The sequence below is a fragment of the Kluyvera sp. CHPC 1.2972 genome (assembly GCF_036759925.1).
Taxonomy (GTDB): Bacteria; Pseudomonadota; Gammaproteobacteria; order Enterobacterales; family Enterobacteriaceae; genus Kluyvera.
In genome coordinates this window covers 1-21,350 of the sequence record NZ_JAPKIB010000016.1, presented here as the reverse complement: position 1 = coordinate 21,350, position 21,350 = coordinate 1, and the positions used below count along the sequence as shown (strand labels likewise).

Annotated in this window: 16 protein-coding genes and 1 pseudogene; 8 read left to right on the top strand and 9 right to left on the bottom strand. The window is 53.8% G+C overall.

What is annotated here, in order from left to right; all coding sequences use genetic code 11:
* The first annotated feature begins 26 nt into the window (after nt 1–26).
* On the top strand, nt 27–1,130 hold the full coding sequence (locus tag V6944_RS19305; protein ID WP_333500127.1) for a LacI family DNA-binding transcriptional regulator: 1,104 nt from the start codon (nt 27–29) through the stop codon (nt 1,128–1,130).
* Here V6944_RS19305 and V6944_RS19300 read toward each other — a convergent pair.
* The 4 genes from V6944_RS19300 to V6944_RS19285 form a co-directional block, all read right to left on the bottom strand.
* Nucleotides 1,097–2,362 (bottom strand): DUF1479 domain-containing protein, encoded by a 1,266-nt coding sequence (locus V6944_RS19300; protein ID WP_333500126.1) that lies wholly within the window; start codon nt 2,360–2,362, stop codon nt 1,097–1,099. The genes V6944_RS19305 and V6944_RS19300 overlap by 34 nt on opposite strands.
* A 207-nt stretch (nt 2,363–2,569) precedes the next feature.
* The gene (locus V6944_RS19295) at nt 2,570–3,385 is read right to left on the bottom strand and encodes a Cof-type HAD-IIB family hydrolase (RefSeq protein WP_333500125.1); all 816 of its coding nucleotides are present in this window, start codon (nt 3,383–3,385) and stop codon (nt 2,570–2,572) included.
* 176 nt (nt 3,386–3,561) lie between these two features.
* The gene (locus V6944_RS19290; protein WP_333500124.1) at nt 3,562–5,994 is read right to left on the bottom strand and encodes a formate C-acetyltransferase/glycerol dehydratase family glycyl radical enzyme; all 2,433 of its coding nucleotides are present in this window, start codon (nt 5,992–5,994) and stop codon (nt 3,562–3,564) included.
* A gap of 4 nt (nt 5,995–5,998) precedes the next feature.
* Nucleotides 5,999–6,901, bottom strand: coding sequence for a glycyl-radical enzyme activating protein (locus V6944_RS19285; RefSeq protein WP_333500123.1), 903 nt, complete (start codon nt 6,899–6,901; stop codon nt 5,999–6,001).
* A 133-nt stretch (nt 6,902–7,034) separates the two neighbouring features.
* Between V6944_RS19285 and fsa the strand changes: the two genes are divergently transcribed.
* Nucleotides 7,035–7,697 carry a fructose-6-phosphate aldolase gene (fsa, locus tag V6944_RS19280; RefSeq protein WP_333500122.1) on the top strand — a complete coding sequence of 221 codons (663 nt, stop codon included), beginning with the start codon at nt 7,035–7,037 and terminating at the stop codon, nt 7,695–7,697.
* 139 nt (nt 7,698–7,836) lie between these two features.
* Here the strand turns inward: fsa and moeB are convergent, their stop codons facing one another.
* Nucleotides 7,837–8,586 carry a molybdopterin-synthase adenylyltransferase MoeB gene (gene moeB / locus V6944_RS19275; RefSeq protein ID WP_333500121.1) on the bottom strand — a complete coding sequence of 250 codons (750 nt, stop codon included), beginning with the start codon at nt 8,584–8,586 and terminating at the stop codon, nt 7,837–7,839.
* Entirely contained in the window at nt 8,586–9,821 is a 1,236-nt protein-coding gene (gene moeA, locus V6944_RS19270; RefSeq protein ID WP_333500120.1) for a molybdopterin molybdotransferase MoeA, read from the bottom strand. Before moeA ends, moeB begins: the two co-directional genes overlap by 1 nt.
* Before the next feature lie 178 nt (nt 9,822–9,999).
* Between moeA and iaaA the strand changes: the two genes are divergently transcribed.
* From iaaA to V6944_RS19240, 6 genes and pseudogenes are all read left to right on the top strand, one after another.
* Nucleotides 10,000–10,941: a beta-aspartyl-peptidase gene (iaaA, locus tag V6944_RS19265; protein WP_333500119.1), complete on the top strand. Its 942-nt coding sequence runs from the start codon at nt 10,000–10,002 to the stop codon at nt 10,939–10,941.
* An 11-nt stretch (nt 10,942–10,952) separates the two neighbouring features.
* Nucleotides 10,953–12,812, top strand: coding sequence for a glutathione ABC transporter ATP-binding protein GsiA (gene gsiA / locus V6944_RS19260; RefSeq protein ID WP_333500118.1), 1,860 nt, complete (start codon nt 10,953–10,955; stop codon nt 12,810–12,812).
* 23 nt (nt 12,813–12,835) lie between these two features.
* Nucleotides 12,836–14,374: a glutathione ABC transporter substrate-binding protein GsiB gene (gsiB, locus tag V6944_RS19255; protein WP_333500117.1), complete on the top strand. Its 1,539-nt coding sequence runs from the start codon at nt 12,836–12,838 to the stop codon at nt 14,372–14,374.
* Between the two features lie 52 nt (nt 14,375–14,426).
* Nucleotides 14,427–15,347: a glutathione ABC transporter permease GsiC gene (gene gsiC, locus V6944_RS19250; RefSeq protein ID WP_185666664.1), complete on the top strand. Its 921-nt coding sequence runs from the start codon at nt 14,427–14,429 to the stop codon at nt 15,345–15,347.
* Between the two features lies 1 nt (nt 15,348).
* Complete coding sequence (gsiD, locus tag V6944_RS19245) at nt 15,349–16,260, top strand: glutathione ABC transporter permease GsiD (RefSeq protein ID WP_333500116.1); 912 nt, start codon at nt 15,349–15,351, stop codon at nt 16,258–16,260.
* Between the two features lie 470 nt (nt 16,261–16,730).
* Nucleotides 16,731–17,806: pseudogene (locus V6944_RS19240) on the top strand (IS3 family transposase).
* A gap of 128 nt (nt 17,807–17,934) precedes the next feature.
* Here the strand turns inward: V6944_RS19240 and V6944_RS19235 are convergent.
* Genes V6944_RS19235 through V6944_RS19225 form a run of 3 tightly spaced genes read right to left on the bottom strand, consistent with a single transcriptional unit; the run spans nt 17,935 to nt 21,334 of the window.
* Nucleotides 17,935–19,686: an AAA family ATPase gene (locus V6944_RS19235; protein ID WP_333500115.1), complete on the bottom strand. Its 1,752-nt coding sequence runs from the start codon at nt 19,684–19,686 to the stop codon at nt 17,935–17,937.
* A complete protein-coding gene (locus V6944_RS19230) occupies nt 19,683–20,162 on the bottom strand; it encodes a hypothetical protein (protein ID WP_333500114.1) in 480 nt (159 codons plus the stop codon). The genes V6944_RS19235 and V6944_RS19230 overlap by 4 nt, the downstream gene beginning before the upstream one ends.
* A complete protein-coding gene (locus tag V6944_RS19225; protein WP_333500113.1) occupies nt 20,159–21,334 on the bottom strand; it encodes a dsDNA nuclease domain-containing protein in 1,176 nt (391 codons plus the stop codon). The genes V6944_RS19230 and V6944_RS19225 overlap by 4 nt, the downstream gene beginning before the upstream one ends.
* Between the last annotated feature and the right edge of the window lie 16 nt (nt 21,335–21,350).

Below are 21,350 nucleotides of genomic sequence, written 5' to 3'. Positions count from 1 at the left end.
TTTCTGAATTAGAGGCGGATCACATAATGGAAAAGAAGCTAAGAATCGCGGAAATTGCCGCGCGAACCGGGCTCTCCGCCAGCACCGTTTCGCGGGTATTAGCAGGGAAAGCCAACACCAGCGACCGTGCCCGAGAAAAGGTGCTGGCCTGTGCGCGTGAGTTGGGGGTGATGGACGGCATGGCAGCAGGCCGTATGTTGCTGAACAACCTGATAATCTTTGCGCCGCCAAGGGCGTTTGACGAGCGTTCGGACATCTTCTACTACCGTGTGATTCAGAGCATCAGCAAGGCGCTGGCTCCGCACGAGGTGCGCCTGCGCTATTGCCCGCTGGAAGAGAACGACGGTGACCCGACGCTATTTTTGTCACGTATGAATGAACCGGAGACGCAGGCGGCCATTCTGTTGGGTATCGACGATCCGCATATTCACGATCTGGCGGCCGATCTCGGCAAGCCCTGCGTGCTGATCAACTGCCGCGACGATCGTATGCGATTGCCCGCTATCGCGCCGGATCACCGTATGATCGGCGCATTTGCCGCCCGTTATCTGTTTGAAATGGGCCACCGTGAGGTGATGAACGTGATGTGCCTGCGCCGCTACACTATGGAGCAGCGACTGGCGGGCATTAAAGAGTCGTGGCGGCAGCACAACCTCGTTTTTCAGCATGAGCGTGACCTGCTCAATATCGGCAGCTTTAGCGCCAAAGGGGCGGAAGAGAAGGTGGGGGCGTGGCTCGACGCGCTGGGCAGCCGCCCGATGCCAACGGCGTTCCTGGTCGGCGGTGATTTTATGGCGGCGGGTACCATCAACGCGCTGCGTCAGCGCGGGCTGCGCGTGCCGCAGGATGTTTCGGTGATGAGTATCGACGGCTTTAACCTGGCGGCGATTGAAGATGTGCCGCTAACGGCGGTTCACGTCCCACGTGATGAGCTGGGCGTTGAGGCGGTGCAGATGCTGCAACAGCGCTTAATTCGCCCGGATGCACCGGTCGGTTCACTGCTGTTGCACGGGCGGCTGGCGGTGCGGGAGTCGGTCAGGCGGGTGCGCCCCGGAAAAGGGCACACCGCCGTAGAGCGGGAAGGGCTGTACGACAATCAGCCGTCGATACCGAGCGCTCGCTTGCCGTGAATGTTAAGGTCGGCGAGGGTGAAACGCCCTTGCCAGTCGGCTTCGTAATCTTCACGCGGGAAGTCGCCCGGCGATGCGCCGCGCTCCAGCGCGGCCTTCACCTTATGGGCATAGGCGAGGTTTTTCGCGCACATCGGTGCCGCCGGAATATACATCACGTTGCCCCAGCCTTGCTGATTTTCGACCGGTGCCACCGAGTGAATTACGTCACAGTGCCACCATACGGAATCCCCGGCCTCAATGGCGGGAATGGCGGTCAGCGCGCTGATCAACAGCGGGTGCCACTTCTCGGAAATCGGCAGCACTTTGCCCGGCGCGACGCCGCAGAGTTCGTCGTCCGGCACATCATCCAGCAGTGGACGCAGCAGCACGTAGGCCATTGCTTCTGGAATCGGCACCACGTGCAATAATCCCTGATCGGGAATCATATCGGAGAGCGCCGTCCAGCCCTGGAAGGTGCGGAATACCGAGCATTTGGTGGTGTTATCGACGGTGTACTCTTCCACATCGGTGCGGTGCGCGGCGTTCCACGGATCGTACTGTTCAATATTGCCGTTAAACACGTTGGCAAATACCTGCTGGTAGGCGGGTAACAGCCAGCGCTCCAGCGCGCCGGAGTCGGTATGCGCACCCAGACCTTTAGACGTGGTGCCCGGCGGGCGGCGGCGAATACGATCCGGGTAGATAACGCTGATATCCGGGTTAAACCACTGCTTACCGTCGCTTTCCACCTGCCACAAACGGTTCAGGAATGACTGCGCTTGGGCCATTTCCGGGCTCTGGCGGGCCTGCATCTGCGCCTGTGACCAGTAGATGGGGTAAATCTCCGGGCGTGAGGCATCAAGCGACCCGAAGAAGGTGTCGCCGGGACCTTTGTAGACATCGTCAAAGTGATTGAGGTCGAGGTAGTCGAGCATCGAACGATCCCAGGCCAATGCCTGTTCACGAGGAAAATGACCTTTTATCACCGCACAGCCGCGACGCTTCACTTCAGCGCGGGTAGCTTCCGTTATCTTCCCGGCCGCGAGTTCGGCATACGGGATCTCCGGCCACACTGGCTGCCCCTCAGCCTTCAGCGCGTTAATTTCCGCCACGCGGGCTTCAATGGTGGTGCTCAGGCGGTCGAACACCGCTTGCACATCGCCAATCTGTGCACGCAGCGCCTGCTTCATCTGGCGAATCGCCGCTTTCGGGTCGGCGGGCAGCGTTTCGTGGGTAAAGGACATTGTCATATCAACCTCGCAATCTTTCGTTCGAAAGTAAAATGCATTACAAGTGATACTTTAAGTTAAAATAAAGTTAATGAAAGTTTAAATTTTTGCGTTCGATCACGAAGGCGAAAAGTCGCCCGGCCGAGCGCAGCGACGCCGGGAAGGCACAAGATCTGGAAATGGGGAGAATCCCCGGAGTCGGCGCTCTGCGCCTCGTCCGGGCTACCTTCAGGAAGAGAAAGGTGCGGTGCTGTCCAGCACGGCCTGAATCACATTCAGCGCGCCGTCGTGGTTGTTATCGTCGGTCTGGTAGTCGGCGATAGCTTTAATGCTCTCGGCCGCATTGCCCATCGCGAAGGCGTACTTCACCAGCTTGAGCATTTCGGCGTCGTTGCCGCTATCGCCAATTGCCACGCACTGCTGCGGCGAAAGCTGCCAGCGTTTCAGCAGACGGCTGATGCCGTTGGCTTTGTGCAGACCAGGGATGATGAGATCGACAAAGCCGAAACCGCTGGTCACGGGCTTCATAATGCCGTCAAGGGAGACGTGCAGCTTATCAATTAGATCGGGAATGTCGCTATCCGGCAGGTTCAGCGAGAATTTGAACATTTTGTCGTCGACGTCGTGGAAGTTCGCCACGCGCTTTAAGCGGTAGTAGTGTTTGGACATCAGCTCGACCAGCGCATCTGGCGCACTCTCGCTGATGTAGGCGCTTTCCAGACCGCAGGCGACGAAGTACATCTGCGGGTCTTTCAGCAGTTCACCAATCACCACCTGATACTCATGCTTCGTCAGCTCACCGTGGAAAAGCTGCTGCCCGTGCTCGTACACCAGCGCGCCGTTTTCAGCGACAAAAGAGAGGCGATCGCGAATTTCAGGGAAGAAGGTAATCAGCTGGTAGTACTGGTTGCCGCTGGCAACGACGAATTCAATGCCACGCTGTTGAAGCTGTTCAAACTGCGCCAGAAACCGCGAACGGTCGTAGGTCTTGGCGTCATTAAGAAAAGTTCCGTCCATATCAGTGACGATAACTTTAACGGTCATGCGGGATGCTCCTGGAGTAACTTCGGCCAGAAACAATTTAATTACAATGTGAGCTAAAGCACAAATTTATTTCATTCGAAAGAAATCCCGGGGTCACTGCGTTCGCCCGGGCTACCTGCTTATCGACAACGTCGATCGGTTCCCTCTCCCCAGGGGAGAGAGGGAAAAGCACTGACCTACAGCGTATGTTCCGTACGCGCAATAATATCGTCCTGTGCATCCGGCGACAGCGCGGTAAAGAACGCCGAATACCCTGCCACGCGCACCACCAGGTCACGATACTGGTCCGGATGTTTCTTCGCTTCCAGCAGCGTTTCGCGCGACACGATGTTGTACTGAATATGCCAACCTTTATGCACTTCGAAGAAGGTGCGCAGCAGCGCCATCAGCTTCTGCTTATCACTCTCGTTCTCAAGGGTTGCTGGGTTCAGCTTCTGGTTCAACAGCACGCCGCCAAGAATCGCCGAGGTTGGCAGCTTCCCGACCGAGCTAATCACCGCCGTTGGCCCAAGATGGTCGGTGCCGCTTGCCGGGCTGGCCCCTTCGGCAAGCGGGGTTTTGGCCTTACGGCCGTCCGGCGTTGCCATGGTCTGTGCGCCAAACGGTACGTTCGCAGAGATAGAGGACGTGCCAGCGTAGTAGTTGCCGCCAATCGGGCCACGACCGTAGCGCGGGTTGTGATACTGCTTCAGCTCGTCGATATAGGTCTGGTAAGCGCGAGCCAGCAGGGTGTCGACGCTGTCATCATCGTTGCCGTACTTCGGCGCGCCGTTGATCAACCGCTGGCGCAGCTGCTCGTGGGTCAGGCCGTCGTAGTCTTCCGCCAGCGCTTTTGCCAGCTCCTGCTGACCAATCAGTCCCTGATCGAAGACCAGTTTTTTCACCGCCGCCAGGCTGTTGCCGAGGTTGGCGATACCGACCTGCAGGCCGGAAACCCAGTCGTACTTCGCGCCGCCTTGTTTGATACTTTTCGCCCGCTCGATGCAGTCATCAACCAGCGCCGAGCACAGAATATCGTGCACGTTCTCTTCCAGCATGGTGTCGACCACGTACTCAATCTCAATCGATTTACGGGTGTAATAGCGAATCTGGGTATCCCAGTCGGCCAGCATCTGATCGAAGTTGGCGAAGTTGCCCTGAGACAGCGCGTGCTCCTGCGGTAAGAACACGTTACCGCTGGTGGCATCACGACCGCCTTCCATCGCCGCGAGCATTACGCGGGCAAAGTTGATAAAGCTCATTCCGGTACAGCGGTAGCCCCACTTACCGCCAACGGCGGTTTCGATACAGCCGATGGCCGCATAGTCGTAGGCATCTTCCGGCTCAACGCCGAGCTTAATAAATTCCGGGATAACGATTTCATCGTTGTTGAACGCCGGCATGCCGAAGCCGCAGCGAATCACCTGCACGCAGGCGTCGAGGAAGTCGTTGCTCATGCCCGCGTGGTAGCGGACGCTCAGGTTAGGTTGAGTGGAGCGCAGACGGCCGCAGGATTCGAGAATCGCGTAAGAGAGCGGGTTTACCGCGTCCAGCGCTTCACCGTTCACTAACTTCTGACCGCCGATGGTGACGTTCTGATACAGCGGGCTACCGGCGGACGCTTTAGAGTGCGAGCCGGAGCGAATCTTGTTCACTTCCAGCAGCTTCAGCCAGCAGCTGTGCAGTAGCTCGATGGCGTGTTCGCGGTCCAGCGTCTGTTCCAGTTCAACATCGCGACGGTAGTACGGGTAGAGATACTGGTCCATGCGGGCAAACGACACCGAGTGGCCGTTGGACTCAATTTGCAGAATCAGTTGGATGAAGTAGCACAGCTGCAGCGCCTGCCAGAAGGTTTTTGGCGGCTCGTGGGCAATCACATCGCAGTTTTCTGCTATTGCGAGCAGCTCGTCGCGGCGGCTTTCGCGAATCTCTTCGGCAGCCATCTTGCGCGCCAGTTCGGCGAAACGTTCAATGTGCAGGCTCACCGCGTCCAGCACAATATCAATGGCTTTCAGGAACTGTTCACCGTGCAGGTCTTCCAGCACGGTCAGGTTAATGCGGGTGCGGCGCTCGGCTACCTTAGCGCGCATACCGTCCATGCCTTTTTCCAGCAGCAGCGGGAAGTTCACCGCCAGGTGGGCATCGCCGGAGGTCATGTTGCCTTCGGCTTTGATGATGCCGGTCGCCAGCAGCGCTTTTTGCTCGTCGGTGAACATGCCGTAGCAGCGGTCCTGTACGGTCTGGCCGCGCCACCATGGGCATACCTCGTGTAACACGCGTTTGTTTTCTTCGCTCACCGCAAAGCCAGCGCCTGGGCGATCGGCCAGGTCGTCGATCTCTTTTTCAATCCAGCTGACGGTATATTCCGGGAAGATAGGCGCGGCGCGCACTTCGCTTGCCTGGTTGCCGATGATCAGCTCGTCATGCTTAATCCAGATAGTGCGTTCTGCGAGGTGATGGGCCAGCGCCAGCGCACGGCGTACCGGGATCGGTTTGTCGAGATGCTGCTGATAGGCTTCGGTATAGTGACGTGCACGTTCGGTGCACACCGGTGGCTTCACGATATGCACCAGCGCGTTTTTATGGGCCTGAATGCGGTCGGTCAGTTTATCGAGTTTCAGAGTGGTCATCGTTTTATCCTCGTAGTGTCGCTGTTAACCCTTTTTCACCGGCATACTGTTGAGCAAAATCCAGCAGCTCAGGGTCATTCAGCGGCTTATCGGGTGCGAAGTAGGGAAGGCCGAGCAGGGCATATTTATTGATGCCGAGCGTGTGGTAAGGCAGAAAATGAATCTCGCGCACGCCGGGCATTTCGTCGGCGGCAAAATCGGTAATCGCTTTAATCGAGGTTTCGTCAGCGTTAAAGCCTTGAATCAGCGGCACGCGCAGCGTGACCTGTTTACCGGCGGCTGACAGTCGCTTCAGGTTATCCAGCACGCGCTTGGCCGAGCCGTCGGTCCACTGCTTGAAACGTGCTTCATCGACATGCTTGAGGTCGGCCAGGAACAGGTCGATATAGGGCAGCGCGGGTTCAAGGTAGCGCCACGGCACGTGCAGGCAGGTCTCAACGGCGGTATGAATACCCTGGTCGTGCGCGCTTTTTAGCAGCGCAAGCGCCAGCTCCGGGTTCATAAAGGGCTCGCCACCGGAGAGGGTCATGCCGCCACCGCTGCGGTCATAAAACGGTTTGTCGCGCAGCACGGTTGCCATAATCTCTTCAGCGCTTTTTGCTTCCCCGCAGACGGTTAACGCCTGCGTCGGGCAGCAGCTTGTCAGTGTGGCAAGATGGCTGTCATCCAGCTTTTCCCGATGGATAACCAGCCCGTTCAGCACGCGTTCAATCACCGACGGCGCGGCTTTCTGGCACAGGTCGCAGCCGTCCAGACACAGGCGCGGGTCGAACAGCAGATCCTGCTCGCGGGAGCGGCTTTCGGGGTTCTGGCACCAGCGGCAACCGAGCGAACATCCTTTAAGGAAGACGACGGTGCGGATGCCTGGACCATCATGGGTGGAATAGCGCTGAATGTTAAAAATCATATGCTGCCCTCTTCTTTCGTATAAAGATTAAAATACTTTCGAATGAAAGTTATCTTGACGTGAGTCAACTTAAGAAGAGGTTTTGCTGTGGTAATGTTATTCCATGCTCAATATCACGGTTTAAGGACACATCATGGAACTCTATCTCGACACCTCCGACGTCGCTGCAGTGAAGAAGCTGGCGCGCGTTTTCCCACTGGCGGGCGTGACCACAAACCCAAGCATCGTGGCGGCAGGTAAGACGCCGCTGGACGCACTGCTGCCGGAGCTACTGGACGCCATGGGCGGTAAAGGCCGACTGTTTGCCCAGGTGATGGCGACCACGGCGGATGGCATGGTGGCGGATGCGCGCAAGCTGCGGGCAATTATTCCCGATCTGGTCGTGAAAGTGCCGGTGACGGCGGAAGGTCTGGCGGCGATTAAGCTATTGAAAGCGGAAGGTATCCCAACGCTCGGTACGGCCGTTTACGGTGCGGCGCAGGGGCTGTTATCGGCGCTGGCGGGGGCCGATTACGTCGCGCCCTACGTCAACCGCGTGGATGCCCAGGGCGGCAACGGGATTCAGACGGTGTGTGAATTACAGGACCTGCTGACCCTGCACGCGCCGCAGGCAAAAGTACTGGCCGCAAGCTTTAAAACACCGCGCCAGGCACTGGACTGCCTGCTGGCGGGCTGCCAGTCAATCACGCTGCCGCTCGATGTGGCGCAGCAGCTGATTAGCTACCCGGCGGTTGATGCGGCGGTGGCGAAGTTTGAGCAGGACTGGCAGACGGCGTTCGGACGTACGTCGCTGTAGCGCGTAGCCCGGGCGAGGCATTTATGCCGACCCCGGGGCGGCTCGGAGCTGATTCCCGGCGTCGCATTCGCTCGGCCGGGCTACGATGGATTCGCCGATCGGTTCCCTCTCCCCATTGGGGAGAGGGCTACGCCGAAGCCTACCCGCACACCTCACACGTCGGGCTACGCATCAGTTTCATCTCTCTGAACTGACAGCGCATTGCGTCGTACATCACGATTTTCCCCGCGGCAGGCACCCCGTAATGGGTCAGCACTTTAATCGCTTCCATTGCCTGCATTGCACCAATCACGCCAACCAGCGGTGACATCACCCCAGCTTCCACGCAGGTTAATGCGTTCTCGCCAAACAGGCGGCTCAGGCAGCGGTAGCACGGCTCGTCCTCCTGGTACGTAAAGACGCTGATCTGACCTTCCATCCGAATCGCCGCCCCGGACACCAGCGGGATTTTGTGCTGGAAACAGCCCGCGTTGAGCTGATTGCGAATGGTCACGTTGTCGGTACAGTCGAGCACCAGGTCGTGTTCGGCAATCTGCGCCCACAGCGCCGCTTCTTCCAGCATCGCATTTAGCGTATTCAGCCTAACGTGCGGGTTAATGCGCGTCAGCGCCTCGCGTGCGGAGTCCACCTTTGGTTGACCGATGGTGGCATCGCTGTGCAGCGTCTGGCGCTGTAGGTTGGAGAGCGAAACGGTATCGAAGTCGAGTAGCGTCAGCTCGCCAACACCTGCGGCTGCCAGATACTGCGTGGCCGCGCAGCCCAGCCCGCCGAGGCCGACGACCAGCACGCGAGCCGCTTTCAGCCGCTCCTGACCGTCAAAATCGAAGTCGCGCAGGATGATTTGCCGGTTATAGCGCATCATCTCCGCATCGCTAAGCTCCGCTGCCATTACAGGCCTCCCAGCAGATGGTTAAACGGCTCCACCTCTACCCATTCGCCCGGCTCAACGTGACCGCGTTCGCGCTCCAGCACGATAAAGCAGTTGCCCTGGCTGAACGAACTGAAGATGTGGGAACCCTGATGGCCGGTGGTGGAAACGGTCAGCTCGCCGTTTTCATTGCGGGTCAGCAGACCGCGCTGGAAGTCGAGGCGACCCGGTGATTTTTTCAGGCGGTCGGTGGTGCGTACGCGCAGACGTGGCGCCTGGGTTGCCACGCTACCGGCGCTCAGCTTGGCCAGCAGCGGCTGTACCAGCTGATAGAAAGTCAACGTCGCGGAAACCGGGTTGCCCGGCAGACCGCAGAACCAGCTATGGTTAAGCTTACCAAAGGCGAACGGTTTACCCGGTTTGATGGCGAGCTTCCAGAAGCTGATTTCACCCAGCTCATCGAGGATGGTTTTGGTGTAGTCGGCTTCACCGACGGAAACACCGCCGGAGCTTATTACCACGTCGGCCTGTTGATCGGCCTGGATAAAGGTCTGGCGCAACTGGTCCGGATCATCACGAATGATGCCGAGATTAATCACCTCGCAACCCAGCTGTTCCAGCATCAGGTGCACCGCCAGACGGTTGGTGTCATAGATTTGTCCATCGCCCAGCGGCTGGCCCGGCAGCTGCAGCTCATCGCCGGTGGAGAACAGCGCGACACGGATTTTACGCACCACGTCCACCTCAGCGATGCCGAGCGATGCCAGCACCGGCAGTTCGGCGACGGTTAAACGAGTTCCGGCAGGGAACACGACCGCGCCGTTAGCGATGTCTTCGCCGCGACGGCGAATGTTCTGGTTGGCTTTAACGTGGGCGGTAAAACGAATACCGTCGTCGGTTTGCTCCGTCTCTTCCTGCATCACCACCGCGTCACAGCCCGCAGGCACCGGCGCGCCGGTCATAATGCGAATACAGGTACCGGCAGGCCATTCACCGTGGAACGGCTGACCGGCAAAAGCTTTACCTGCCACCGTCAGCGGCGTCTTCGCCGCGAGGTCGGCCAGACGCACCGCATAGCCATCCATTGCCGAGTTATCAAAACCCGGTACGTCCAACGGGGAGACGATATCGCTCGCGGTAATGCGACCAAAAGCCTTCAGCAGCGGTACCGACTCGCGCTCGTGCAGCGGGGTAATCTGATCAAGCATTTGGCTCAACGCGGTATCAAGCGACATCAGTCCGGCGGTAAAATCCATGGGTAAACTCCTGCGGGAAACGTTCGAATGCGCACATTATGGCAGAAAAGCCTTACCGACAGTATGCCACCTGTGGTGTACCTCACTATGCGGGATGCTATTTCTATATTCAAAATTGATATAGGAACAGAGGCACTATAATGATATCTATAAAGAAAATGAGGTAAGGGATCGCTTAATGGGCAAGGCAGTCATTGCAATACACGGCGGGGCTGGCGCAATTAGCCGCAGCCAGCTGTCGGCAGAAAAAGAACAACAATACGTCACCGCGCTTTCCGGCATCGTCGAAAGCGTACAGGGCATGCTGGAGTCTGGAGTGAGCGCGCTGGATGCGGTCACCGAAGCGGTACGCCAGCTTGAAGAGTGCCCACTGTTTAACGCTGGGATTGGCGCGGTCTTCACCTCGGCAGAGACGCATGAACTGGACGCCTGCGTGATGGACGGCTACTCGCTGCAGGCGGGGGCCGTTGCCGGCGTAAAACATCTGCGCAACCCGGTGCTGGCGGCCAGAAGCGTGCTGGAAAACAGCCCGCACGTGATGCTGATTGGCGAGGGGGCAGAAGCCTTTGCGCAGTCGCAGGGAATGGAGCTGGTGAATAATTCACTGTTCTCCACCGACGAGCGCTTCCAGCAACTGCTGGTGGCCCGCAGCAACGGCGACTTTATTCTCGACCACGATGCCGCTCCACTGGATGAGCAGCAAAAGATGGGCACGGTGGGTGCCGTCGCCCTGGATCTCAACGGCAACCTGGCGGCGGCCACCTCGACCGGCGGGATGACCAACAAACTGCCCGGCCGGGTGGGCGACAGCCCGCTGGTGGGGGCGGGGTGCTATGCCAATAACGCCAGCGTCGCGGTCTCTTGCACCGGCACGGGCGAAGTCTTTATCCGTACGCTGGCGGCGTACGACATCGCCGCGTTGATGGAGTACGGCAACCTCAGCCTTTACGAGGCCTGCGAGCGTGTGGTGATGGAAAAGCTGCCCGCGCTTGGCGGCAGCGGCGGCCTTATCGCCATCGACCGCGAAGGCAACGTGGTGCTGCCGTTTAACAGCGAAGGTATGTACCGCGCCTGGGCCTACGCCGGTGATACGCCGACCATTGGTATCTATAAGGAATAGAAGGAGTTACCGTGCCGCATTCCGCTGAGCTTGATAACGTGCAGGTGCTGAGTGTTGAGAACCTGAATGTGACGTTTCGTCAGGACGGGCAGCCCGTGCGTGCCGTGCATCAGCTCTCTTTTCATCTTAATCGCGGTGAAACGCTGGCGATTGTGGGGGAGTCCGGCTCGGGGAAATCGGTCACGGCGCTGGCATTAATGCGCCTGCTGGAGCAGTCCGGCAGCCAGGTGAACATGGATAGCCTGCTGCTGCGCCGACGTAACCGCGAGGTTATTGATCTTCAGGAGCAAACGCCAACGCAAATGCGCAGCGTGCGCGGTGCCGACATCGCCATGATCTTCCAGGAGCCGATGACCTCGCTGAACCCGGTGTTTACCATCGGCGAGCAAATTGCCGAGTCTATTCGTCTGCATCAGGGACTTGGGCGCGAAGAGGCGCTGGCCGAGGCGAAAAAAATGCTCGATAAGGTGCGCATTCCGGAAGCGCAGGCCATGCTGTCACGCTACCCGCATCAGCTTTCCGGCGGCATGCGCCAGCGGGTGATGATTGCGATGGCGCTGTCGTGCCGCCCGGCGGTGCTGATTGCCGACGAACCAACCACCGCACTGGACGTGACGATTCAGGCGCAGATCCTGCAGCTTATCGACGTGCTGCAAAAAGAGATGTCGATGGGGGTGATTTTCATCACTCACGATATGGGCGTGGTGGCAGAAATCGCCGACCGGGTGCTGGTGATGCATCAGGGCGAAGTGGTTGAAAGCGGGCTGGTGGACGAGATATTTACCGCGCCGCAGCACCCGTACACGCGCCGTTTGCTGGCAGCCGTCCCACGTCTGGGCGCGATGCGCGGCAGCGACTATCCTAAAAGCTTCCCGGATTTCAATGCACAGAAGAGTGAACCGCAGCAGCAAGACACCGTTGTCGACGGCAAACCGATTCTCAAGGTGCGCAATCTGGTGGCGCGTTTCCCGCTGCGCGGTGGCATTCTGAACCGCGTCACTCGTGAAGTGCACGCGGTAGAAAACGTCAGTTTTGATTTATGGCCTGGCGAGACGCTGGCGCTGGTGGGGGAATCCGGTTGCGGAAAATCCACCACCGGGCGGGCGCTGCTGCGGCTGGTGGAGTCGCAAAGCGGCACCATTACCTTTAACGGCGAGCGCATTGATACGCTCTCGGCGCATCAGCTTCAGCCGCTGCGCCGCGATATTCAGTTTATCTTCCAGGACCCGTACGCCTCGCTCGACCCGCGCCACACCGTCGGCTTCTCGATTATGGAGCCGCTGCGCATTCATGGGGCGTTGCAGGGCGAGGCGCTACAGCAGCGGGTGGAGTGGCTATTGCAGCGCGTGGGCCTACAGCCGGAGCACGCGTGGCGCTATCCGCATGAGTTTTCCGGCGGCCAGCGGCAGCGTATCTGCATTGCCCGCGCGCTGGCGCTGAACCCGAAGGTGGTGATTGCCGATGAATCGGTCTCGGCGCTGGACGTCTCGATTCGCGCGCAGATCATCAATCTGCTGCTGTCGCTCCAGCGGGAGATGGGCATCGCATTTCTGTTTATTTCGCATGATATGGCGGTGGTTGAGCGCATTAGCCACCGCGTGGCGGTGATGTACCGCGGGCGCATCGTGGAAATTGGCCCGCGCCGCGCGGTGTTTGAAAACCCGCAGCATCCGTATACCCGTAAGCTGCTCGCCGCCGTACCGGTGGCGGACCCGGCCCATCGGCGGCCGCAGCGCGTGCTGCTGTCGGACGATCTGCCGGGCAATATCTACAAACGGGGTGAAGAAGTCGAACCCATTAATTTGCAACAGGTTTCACCGGGGCACTATGTCGCCAGGGAGCCGGCTAGCAGTGCGCTGATCAATAGATAATAAAACCATAGGCAGGGGACAACATGACACAACGCGTTTCACGTAAATGGCTGGTCGCACTGGGCGTGGCTTCCGCGCTGGCGGCTTCTCCCGCGTTCGCGGCAAAAGATGTGGTCGTGGCGGTAGGCTCCAACTTCACCACGCTTGACCCATATGATGCCAACGACACGCTGTCGCAGGCGGTGGCGAAATCGTTCTATCAGGGGCTGTTTGGTCTTGATAAAGAGATGAAGCTGCAGAACGTACTGGCGGAAAGTTACACCGTTTCTGACGATGGTAAGGTCTACACTCTGAAGCTACGTCAGGGAGTCGAATTCCAGGACGGCACCGATTTTAACGCCGAGGCGGTGAAGGTTAACCTCGATCGCGCCAGCAACCCGGATAGCCACCTCAAGCGCTATAACCTGTATAAAAACATTGATAAAACCGAGGTCGTTGACGACCAGACGGTGAAGATCACCTTAAAGCAGCCATTCTCGGCGTTTATCAATATTCTGGCCCACCCGGCAACGGCGATGATCTCCCCGGCGGCGCTGAAGAAATACGGCAATGAAATTGGCTTCCATCCGGTGGGAACCGGGCCGTATAAGCTCGACACCTGGAACCAGACTGACTTCGTGAAGGTCAGCAAATTTGCTGGCTACTGGCAGCAAGGGCTACCGAAGCTTGATTCCATCACCTGGCGTCCAGTGGTTGATAACAACACGCGTGCCGCGATGCTGCAAACCGGCGAGGCGCAGTTTGCCTTCCCCATCCCTTACGAGCAGGCGGCGCTGCTGGCCAAAAACAGCCAGCTTGAACTGGTGGCGAGCCCATCGATTATGCAGCGCTATATCAGCATGAACGTGACGCAAAAGCCGTTTGATAATCCGAAGGTGCGCGAGGCGATTAACTACGCCATCAACCGTCAGGCGCTGGTGAAGGTGGCCTTCGCGGGCTACGCGACCCCGGCTACCGGCGTGGTGCCGCCGTCTATCGCCTACGCTCAGCAGTATCAGCCGTGGCCGTACGACCCGGCAAAAGCCAAAGCGCTGCTGAAAGAGGCGGGCTACCCGAACGGCTTTAGCACCACGCTCTGGTCGTCACACAACCACAGTACCGCGCAGAAGGTGCTGCAGTTTACCCAGCAGCAGCTGGCGCAAATTGGTATTAAAGCACAGGTGACGGCGATGGATGCCGGCCAGCGTGCGGCGGAAGTGGAAGCGAAAGGGCAGAAAGAGAGCGGTGTGAGAATGTTCTACACCGGCTGGTCCGCCTCAACGGGTGAAGCCGATTGGGCGCTGTCGCCGCTGTTTGCCTCGTCTAACTGGCCGCCAACCCAGTTTAATACCGCGTTCTACAGCAACCCGCAGGTGGATAAAGACCTGACGGCGGCGCTGCAAACGACGGATGCGAAAGAAAAAGCGCGGCTCTACAAAGAGGCCCAGGATATTATCTGGAAAGAGTCGCCGTGGGTGCCGCTGGTGGTAGAGAAACTGGTTTCGGCGCACAGCAAGTCATTGACCGGGTTCTATATTATGCCGGACACGGGCTTTAGCTTTGACGATGCGGATTTGAAGTAAGCGACGTCTCCCTGCGTCATGATGGCGCAGGGAGCTTACGGCAAGGAGAGTCATGCTTAACTATGTTCTTAAACGCCTGCTCGGCCTGATCCCGACGCTGTTTATCGTGGCGGTGCTGGTGTTTTTATTTGTCCATCTGCTTCCCGGCGACCCGGCGCGACTGATTGCCGGGCCGGAAGCGGACGCGCAGGTTATCGCGATGGTTCGCCAGCAGTTGGGGTTGGATCAGCCGCTGTACGTTCAGTTCTGGCACTACATCACCCATGCGGTGCAGGGTGATTTTGGCATCTCAATGGTGTCACGCCGTCCCGTTTCTGAGGAGATTGCCAGCCGCTTTCTGCCAACGCTTTTACTGACCCTCGCCAGCATGGTCTGGGCGGTGATTTTTGGTATGGCCGCGGGGATTGCCGCCGCGGTGTGGCGCAACCGCTGGCCGGATCGTCTCGGCATGGCGCTGGCGGTTACCGGGATCTCCTTCCCGGCGTTTGCGCTGGGGATGCTGCTGATGCAAATTTTCTCCGTTGAGCTTGGCTGGCTGCCGACCGTGGGCGCCGACAGCTGGCAGCACTACATTCTGCCGTCAATCACTCTCGGTGCCGCCGTGGCCTCGGTGATGGCGCGCTTTACCCGCGCCTCGTTTGTTGACGTGCTCAATGAAGACTATATGCGTACCGCCCGCGCCAAAGGGGTGAGCGAAAAAGTGGTGGTGCTGAAACACGGGCTGCGTAACGCCATGATCCCAGTGGTGACGATGATGGGGCTGCAGTTTGGCTTCCTGCTCGGCGGCTCGATTGTGGTAGAGAAAGTCTTTAACTGGCCGGGGCTTGGACGCCTGCTGGTGGATTCGGTGGAGATGCGTGATTACCCGGTGATTCAGGCTGAGGTACTGCTGTTTTCGCTGGAGTTTATTCTTATCAACTTAGTGGTGGATGTGCTCTACGCCGCCATTAACCCGGCTATCAGGTATAAATAACGTGCGATTATTCAATTGGCGTCGGCAGGCGGTGCTTAACGCCATGCCGGTGATGCAAGCGGGGACGACGCGCACGCCGTGGCGAGAATTCTGGCGGCGCTTTCGCCAGCAGCCGGTGGCGATGGCTTCCGGCATTTTCGTACTGCTGCTAATTATCGTGGCGGTGGTGGCACCGTGGATTGCGCCGTTTGATGCGGAAAACTACTTCGATTATGACCGCCTGAACGACGGCCCATCGCTGATCCACTGGTTCGGCGTAGATTCATTAGGGCGCGATATTTTCAGTCGGGTGCTGGTGGGCGCGCAAATCTCGCTTACCGCGGGCGTATTTGCGGTATTGATTGGCTCGCTGATTGGCACCGTACTCGGGCTGCTGGCGGGCTACTACGAAGGCTGGTGGGACCGCATCATCATGCGCATCTGCGATGTGCTGTTTGCCTTCCCCGGCATTTTACTGGCGATTGCTGTGGTCGCGATTATGGGCAGCGGCATGACCAACGTGATTATCGCCGTGGCGATTTTCTCGGTTCCGGCCTTTGCCCGCCTGGTGCGCGGCAATACGCTGGTGCTGAAGCAGCAAACCTTTATCGAGTCGGCGCGCAGCATCGGCGCCAGCGACCGCGTGATCCTGTTCCAGCACATCCTGCCCGGCACGGTCTCTTCTATCGTGGTCTATTTCACCATGCGTATCGGGGTGTCGATTATCTCCGCCGCTAGCCTGTCGTTTCTCGGCCTCGGCGCACAGCCGCCGACGCCTGAATGGGGAGCGATGCTTAACGAAGCGCGCGCGGATATGGTGATTGCGCCACACGTCGCAGTCTTCCCGGCGCTGGCGATTTTCCTGACGGTGCTGGCGTTTAACCTGCTGGGTGACGGCCTGCGCGACGCGCTGGATCCGAAATTGAAAGGGTGAGTTAACAGATATCCTGAACAATGTAGGCCCGATAAGCGTAGCGCCATCGGGCGGTGCAAGTTGCCTGCGCTGAGCCAATTCCTTCCACGCTCACAAATCCTGATGCTTTTTTGATCCCGCTCGCTTTTTTCCCCTTGTTATAAAGAATCGTGTTCCTCCCGCGGGCGGAACACGCATCTCGGTTTGTTCCCGCCAGAAAGCTTAATATCGACTTAACCTAATCGAGAATATTTGCAGGGAGAGATAGGTCAATGCTCATTGCTCGGGACAACATTTTTCTCAACCAGACTTTTACCGATAAGCAGTCTGTTTTCCGCTTTCTTGCCCATCATGCTGTGGTGCTGGGGGGGGCCAAAAGCGCACAGCAAATAGAAGCCGATCTGTGGGAGCGGGAGAACCTGACCTGCTCCCCGTTGATTAACACACCCCGATGTTAGTAATGTCTTCCTAAGCCACATGAGGACATCCCCATGAAGAAGCGTTTTTCCGACGAACAGACCATCAGTATTCTCCGCGAAGCGGAGGCCGGAGTTTCTGCCCTTGAGCTCTGCCGTAAGCACGCCATTTCCGATGCCACTTTCTACACCTGACGCAAGAAGTTTGGTGGCATTGACGTTCCTGAGGTGAAGCGGCTTAAATCTCTTGAAGAGGAGAACGCTCGCCTCAAGAAGCGGCTTGCCGAAGCCATGCTGGATAAGGAGGCGCTTTATGTGGCTCTGGGGCGAAAGTACTGACGATAGACCAGAAGCGGGAAGCCGTGATGTTGATGTGTGATGCGACCGGTCTGTCGCAACGTCGTGCCTGCAGGCTTACAGGTTTGTCCCTGTCGAGCTGTCGTTATGATGCTCAGCGTCCATCTGCTGATGCACATTTATCAGGGCGTATTACTGAGCTGGCGCTTGAACGCAGACGTTTTGGTTATCGGCGCATCTGGCAGTTGCTGCGTCGGGAGGGTCTTCACGTCAATCACAAGCGGGTATACCGTATTTACCATCTTAATGGACTGAGCGTAAAAGGCAGACGACGCCGTAAAGGGTTGGAGATCGAACGGTTTCCGCTTCTGCGGCCGGATGCGCCGAACCTGACATGGTCGATGGATTTCGTTATGGACGCACTGGCCAACGGTCGCAGGATCAAGTGCCTGGCCTGTGTGGATGATTTCACAAAGGAGTGTCTGACGATCACCGCTGCTTTTGGGGTTTCAGGCGTTCAGGTCACGCGTATTCTGGACAGCATCGCACTGTTTCGGGGCTATCCGGCGATAATAAGAACCGATCAGGGCCCGGAATTTACCTGCCGCGCGCTCGATCAATGGGCCTTTGAGCATGGTGTGGAACTACGGCTTATCCAGCCGGGCAAGCCGACTCAGAACGGGTTTATTGAGAGTTTTAACGGACGATTCAGAGATGAATGCCTGAACGAGCACTGGTTCAGCGATATTGCTTATGCCAGGAAAACGATTAATGACTGGCGGCAGGATTATAACGAGTGCTGTCCACATTCATCGCTGGATTACCTGACGCCAGCTGAATTTGCAGCGAACTGACGAAACGGGAAATATGAAGAAAAACCAACCGACATTACTAACTGAAGCTAAGATTAGTATTTTGAATCATACGGATTATGGATGTAAAAAGCCCATGTTTATTCTTATAAATATGGGCGAAATATTAATTAATATCTCATTAAAAACATGTTGTGTTGTTCTCCAGGATATTTTGGTGTTAACAAGACATCATTTTCATCACCTTCGTATTTGTATTCGGTGGATGAAAAAATAAACTGGAAATTGTATCTTTTAGAAAGGGTTTTCAAATGAATGATAAAGTTGTCTATGTCTTCATAATGTATTTCATGTTGCTTTGGTGTGTCAAATATCGCAAACATGAAGGATTTACAGTCCAGTTCAAGCATGCTTTCTATTAATGCTGTTCTATATGCAAGTATTGCTCTAACTTTAGTGCTTCCTTTTAATTGTTCCAATGTTTCATAGCCCATAATAGGGCTAAAATCATTTTCAAACGTGACATTGAAATCAATATTTGGAGTTTTTAAAACCTTCAACCAGTTGATAAATTTATCTCGTAGAGTTGTTTTTATTTTCGCCAATCTCGGTATTGATTGTCTATTTTTTTCGAGTCCAGCTAATTCATCTAAAGCATATTCACGCTTATTAAGCATTTCTACATATTTATCTTCTAATAATGCTATTTTATTTAACTCGTTTTTTTCTAATTGCAACTTAAATAGCATAGATGATATTTCGGAAATGGCATCAATTACTGAGGATATGTCCTCCTCTTCTATGATGTTATTTCTCATAGTACCAAGATCTTCAATGGTCTTACTGGTGTATAAAATTTCTTGTTCTATCTTGTCATGTCGATCACTATCTAAATTTAAACTTCTTTCAATGTCTTTAATTTGATCTTTTAGATATAACAGATGTTTTGCGTAGCTTTCAGAGCTGCGGGAGAACATTTTGCAATCAAGAGATGGGCAAATTTCCTCGAAAGAACGGAATATTCTCTTGGCTTCTTCATTAAGGTTTAGAGTTTCTATTTCAGTATTGATCTCCTTCATTATCTGTAACAATGAAGACTCTCTCCTTTCCATGAAGTTTAGTTTGGATTTCAGATCATTTAAATTTTCTTTTTGTTTTTTTATTACCGCCTCTATGCTAAATAGAGAATCATTTTTTAATGATTTACTGTTTTTTAATTCAGAAAGTTCATTTTTTAAATTATCAATAGAGCTATCAATTGCCTCAATATTTTTGTCTTTGTGAGTTCCTTTAGCTATTTCAATATTTCTCCTTTGTACTGCTAATGAGTTATCAAGATATTTTAACTCTTCTGTAATATTAATTGCTTTCTTTTTAGCGTCAAAAGAGTGTTTTTCAGGCAACGAAAATACGATTCTGAGCATTTCAGAAAATTGATCTCTTATGAAGTTACCGGGTGAATAATAAAATTTTGAGTAACCTAAATCTTGATCAAGATAGAATATAGGAAGAATAGTTGATAAATAGGGATAAGACTGTTTATTCTGCGTTGTAAGAAGCGATGGATAACTGAGTGATAACAATTCAAAGATATGTTTTGAATAGTCAGCTTGGTTGTAAAATCTTAATGTCTCTTCATTTTGTTCTAATGCTAAAATGAAATCGGTATTTTCAAAGTCCCTTGTGGCACGAAAAATATTATTAGCTATAGTGAACGTAAGAGTGGCAGATTTGCATAGTTTATAAATATCATCCCTAAATTTGCACGGGTATCCTAGGCAATAAGAGATTGATTGTAATAATGGTGTTTTTCCACATCCATTGGGGCCATAAAATTCAGTTATGTTTGTCCCAAAGATTAGCTCTTCGGATTCAAGGCCGACTATATCTCTACCTTTAATTTTTATACTTATCAGCTTCATAATAATTCACCGTCCAATGTTGAATCAACACAGTAATTTCTATATGACCTTTCTATTAATGCGAGATTATAAGATAAATCGCTTTCATATAAAAATGCTTTATCGATAACTTTCTTCCCTAACTTGGTAATATTTAACTTTTTACTGCTCTCATCTAAAATAACTAGTTGTACAGATTCAAGAAATTGTAATGCAGTTACTGTACGTATTCTAAGATTAGCTGACCAACCTAATAGTTGTGATGATCCTTTAAACCCCAGCATCACATCTTCTAAAAGTATACCTATTAGGCTACCGACTTCGCAAGCACGAGGTTTAACACGATTTTTAGATAAAAGAAGTATAATCAGAGCTATTAAAGGCAATTGAAATAGAGCCTCATTGTTTAGTCCTGTGCTCTCTTGCTTATCAATGTATTTTATATCAATTCTAATTTCTTTATGGGATATAGTGTCAAAAAATTCATCATAGTTCATTTTGAACGCTCTACTAATCTGGAAAAAAGACTTCCTATTAAAGTCTCTTTATCTAAAGAATGAAGTAAATTATGCTTATGTAATAAATCATATAATTCATCTATGAATGTTCTCAAGTTTGAAATAAATAAACTTCCATGCATGAAGGTTAGTTTATCCAAAGTTGAATTAATCTCTCTTTCAAGTGTGATGTAATCTAATTCAGATATAATGTGTCTGTTATTCCTTAGCCACTGATCCCATTTGATCTTGCATCTGGTAAAAAAATCCACTTCGATGTCGCTGGCTCCTGCTTTTCTCAGTAATCTTTCAATTACTGATGCTGATTTTAAAGCATGTTCATCACCATTCTCTAAGAAATCATAATAAGCACGTTTAGAGATGCTTAAAACTTCTAGAAGGTCATTGATATCAACTCCTGCGAGTTTTTCTATATTTTCTTTTGAGCAGTCATTGATTTTTACACTAGACTTAGAATTTACAAGAGCTAAGAGGGAAAAAAGTATTTCTTTAGCTTCACTATGCGATAGTTCTATTTCGCTAAATTTAAAAATCTTCTCTTTTGCAAGTATCTCAAATGTTTCATGTTTGCTCTTTATATATTCTACATCAGTTTCGAACCTTAATTTCTTAAGCTTGTGTTTTATTGCGTCAATTCCTAACTCTTTTTGTTCATTCTGAATTGAGATAAAGCAGTTATTAAATGAGTCAATAATTAGCTTGCAATGTGTGTTTGAAAAAGTTTCAGATGATATGTCATTAATAATGTTCTCTATATCTTCGTCAACATGCGTATTTGTAAGCAAAACAACCTCTTTGCAGGAATCCTCAAAATTAGTCGTGTGCTGCAATAATTTCCCAACAAAACTATCTCTGATCATTTCATTGGTTTGAGGGTTTTTTGCACTTTTTCTTTTTAAGATTCCAAAAACATCTCGAAGTTTCCATATTTCACGAAGCTTCTCCTTAGTTTTGACTTGCACAAATGTGTAATGAATATCATTAGCGACAACTTTTTCAATCACAAAATCATCGTGAAATTCGCAAAAAACACGTTTAACGTCTTTGCCCTCTAAGATTGACAAACATGCGATACTCGCCGCTCTAATCTGAGCATTATACCGTTCTAAGGTATTGAATCGCCACGGGTTTAACAGACACCTCAGAGTCATTTAAGATGGCTTAAAG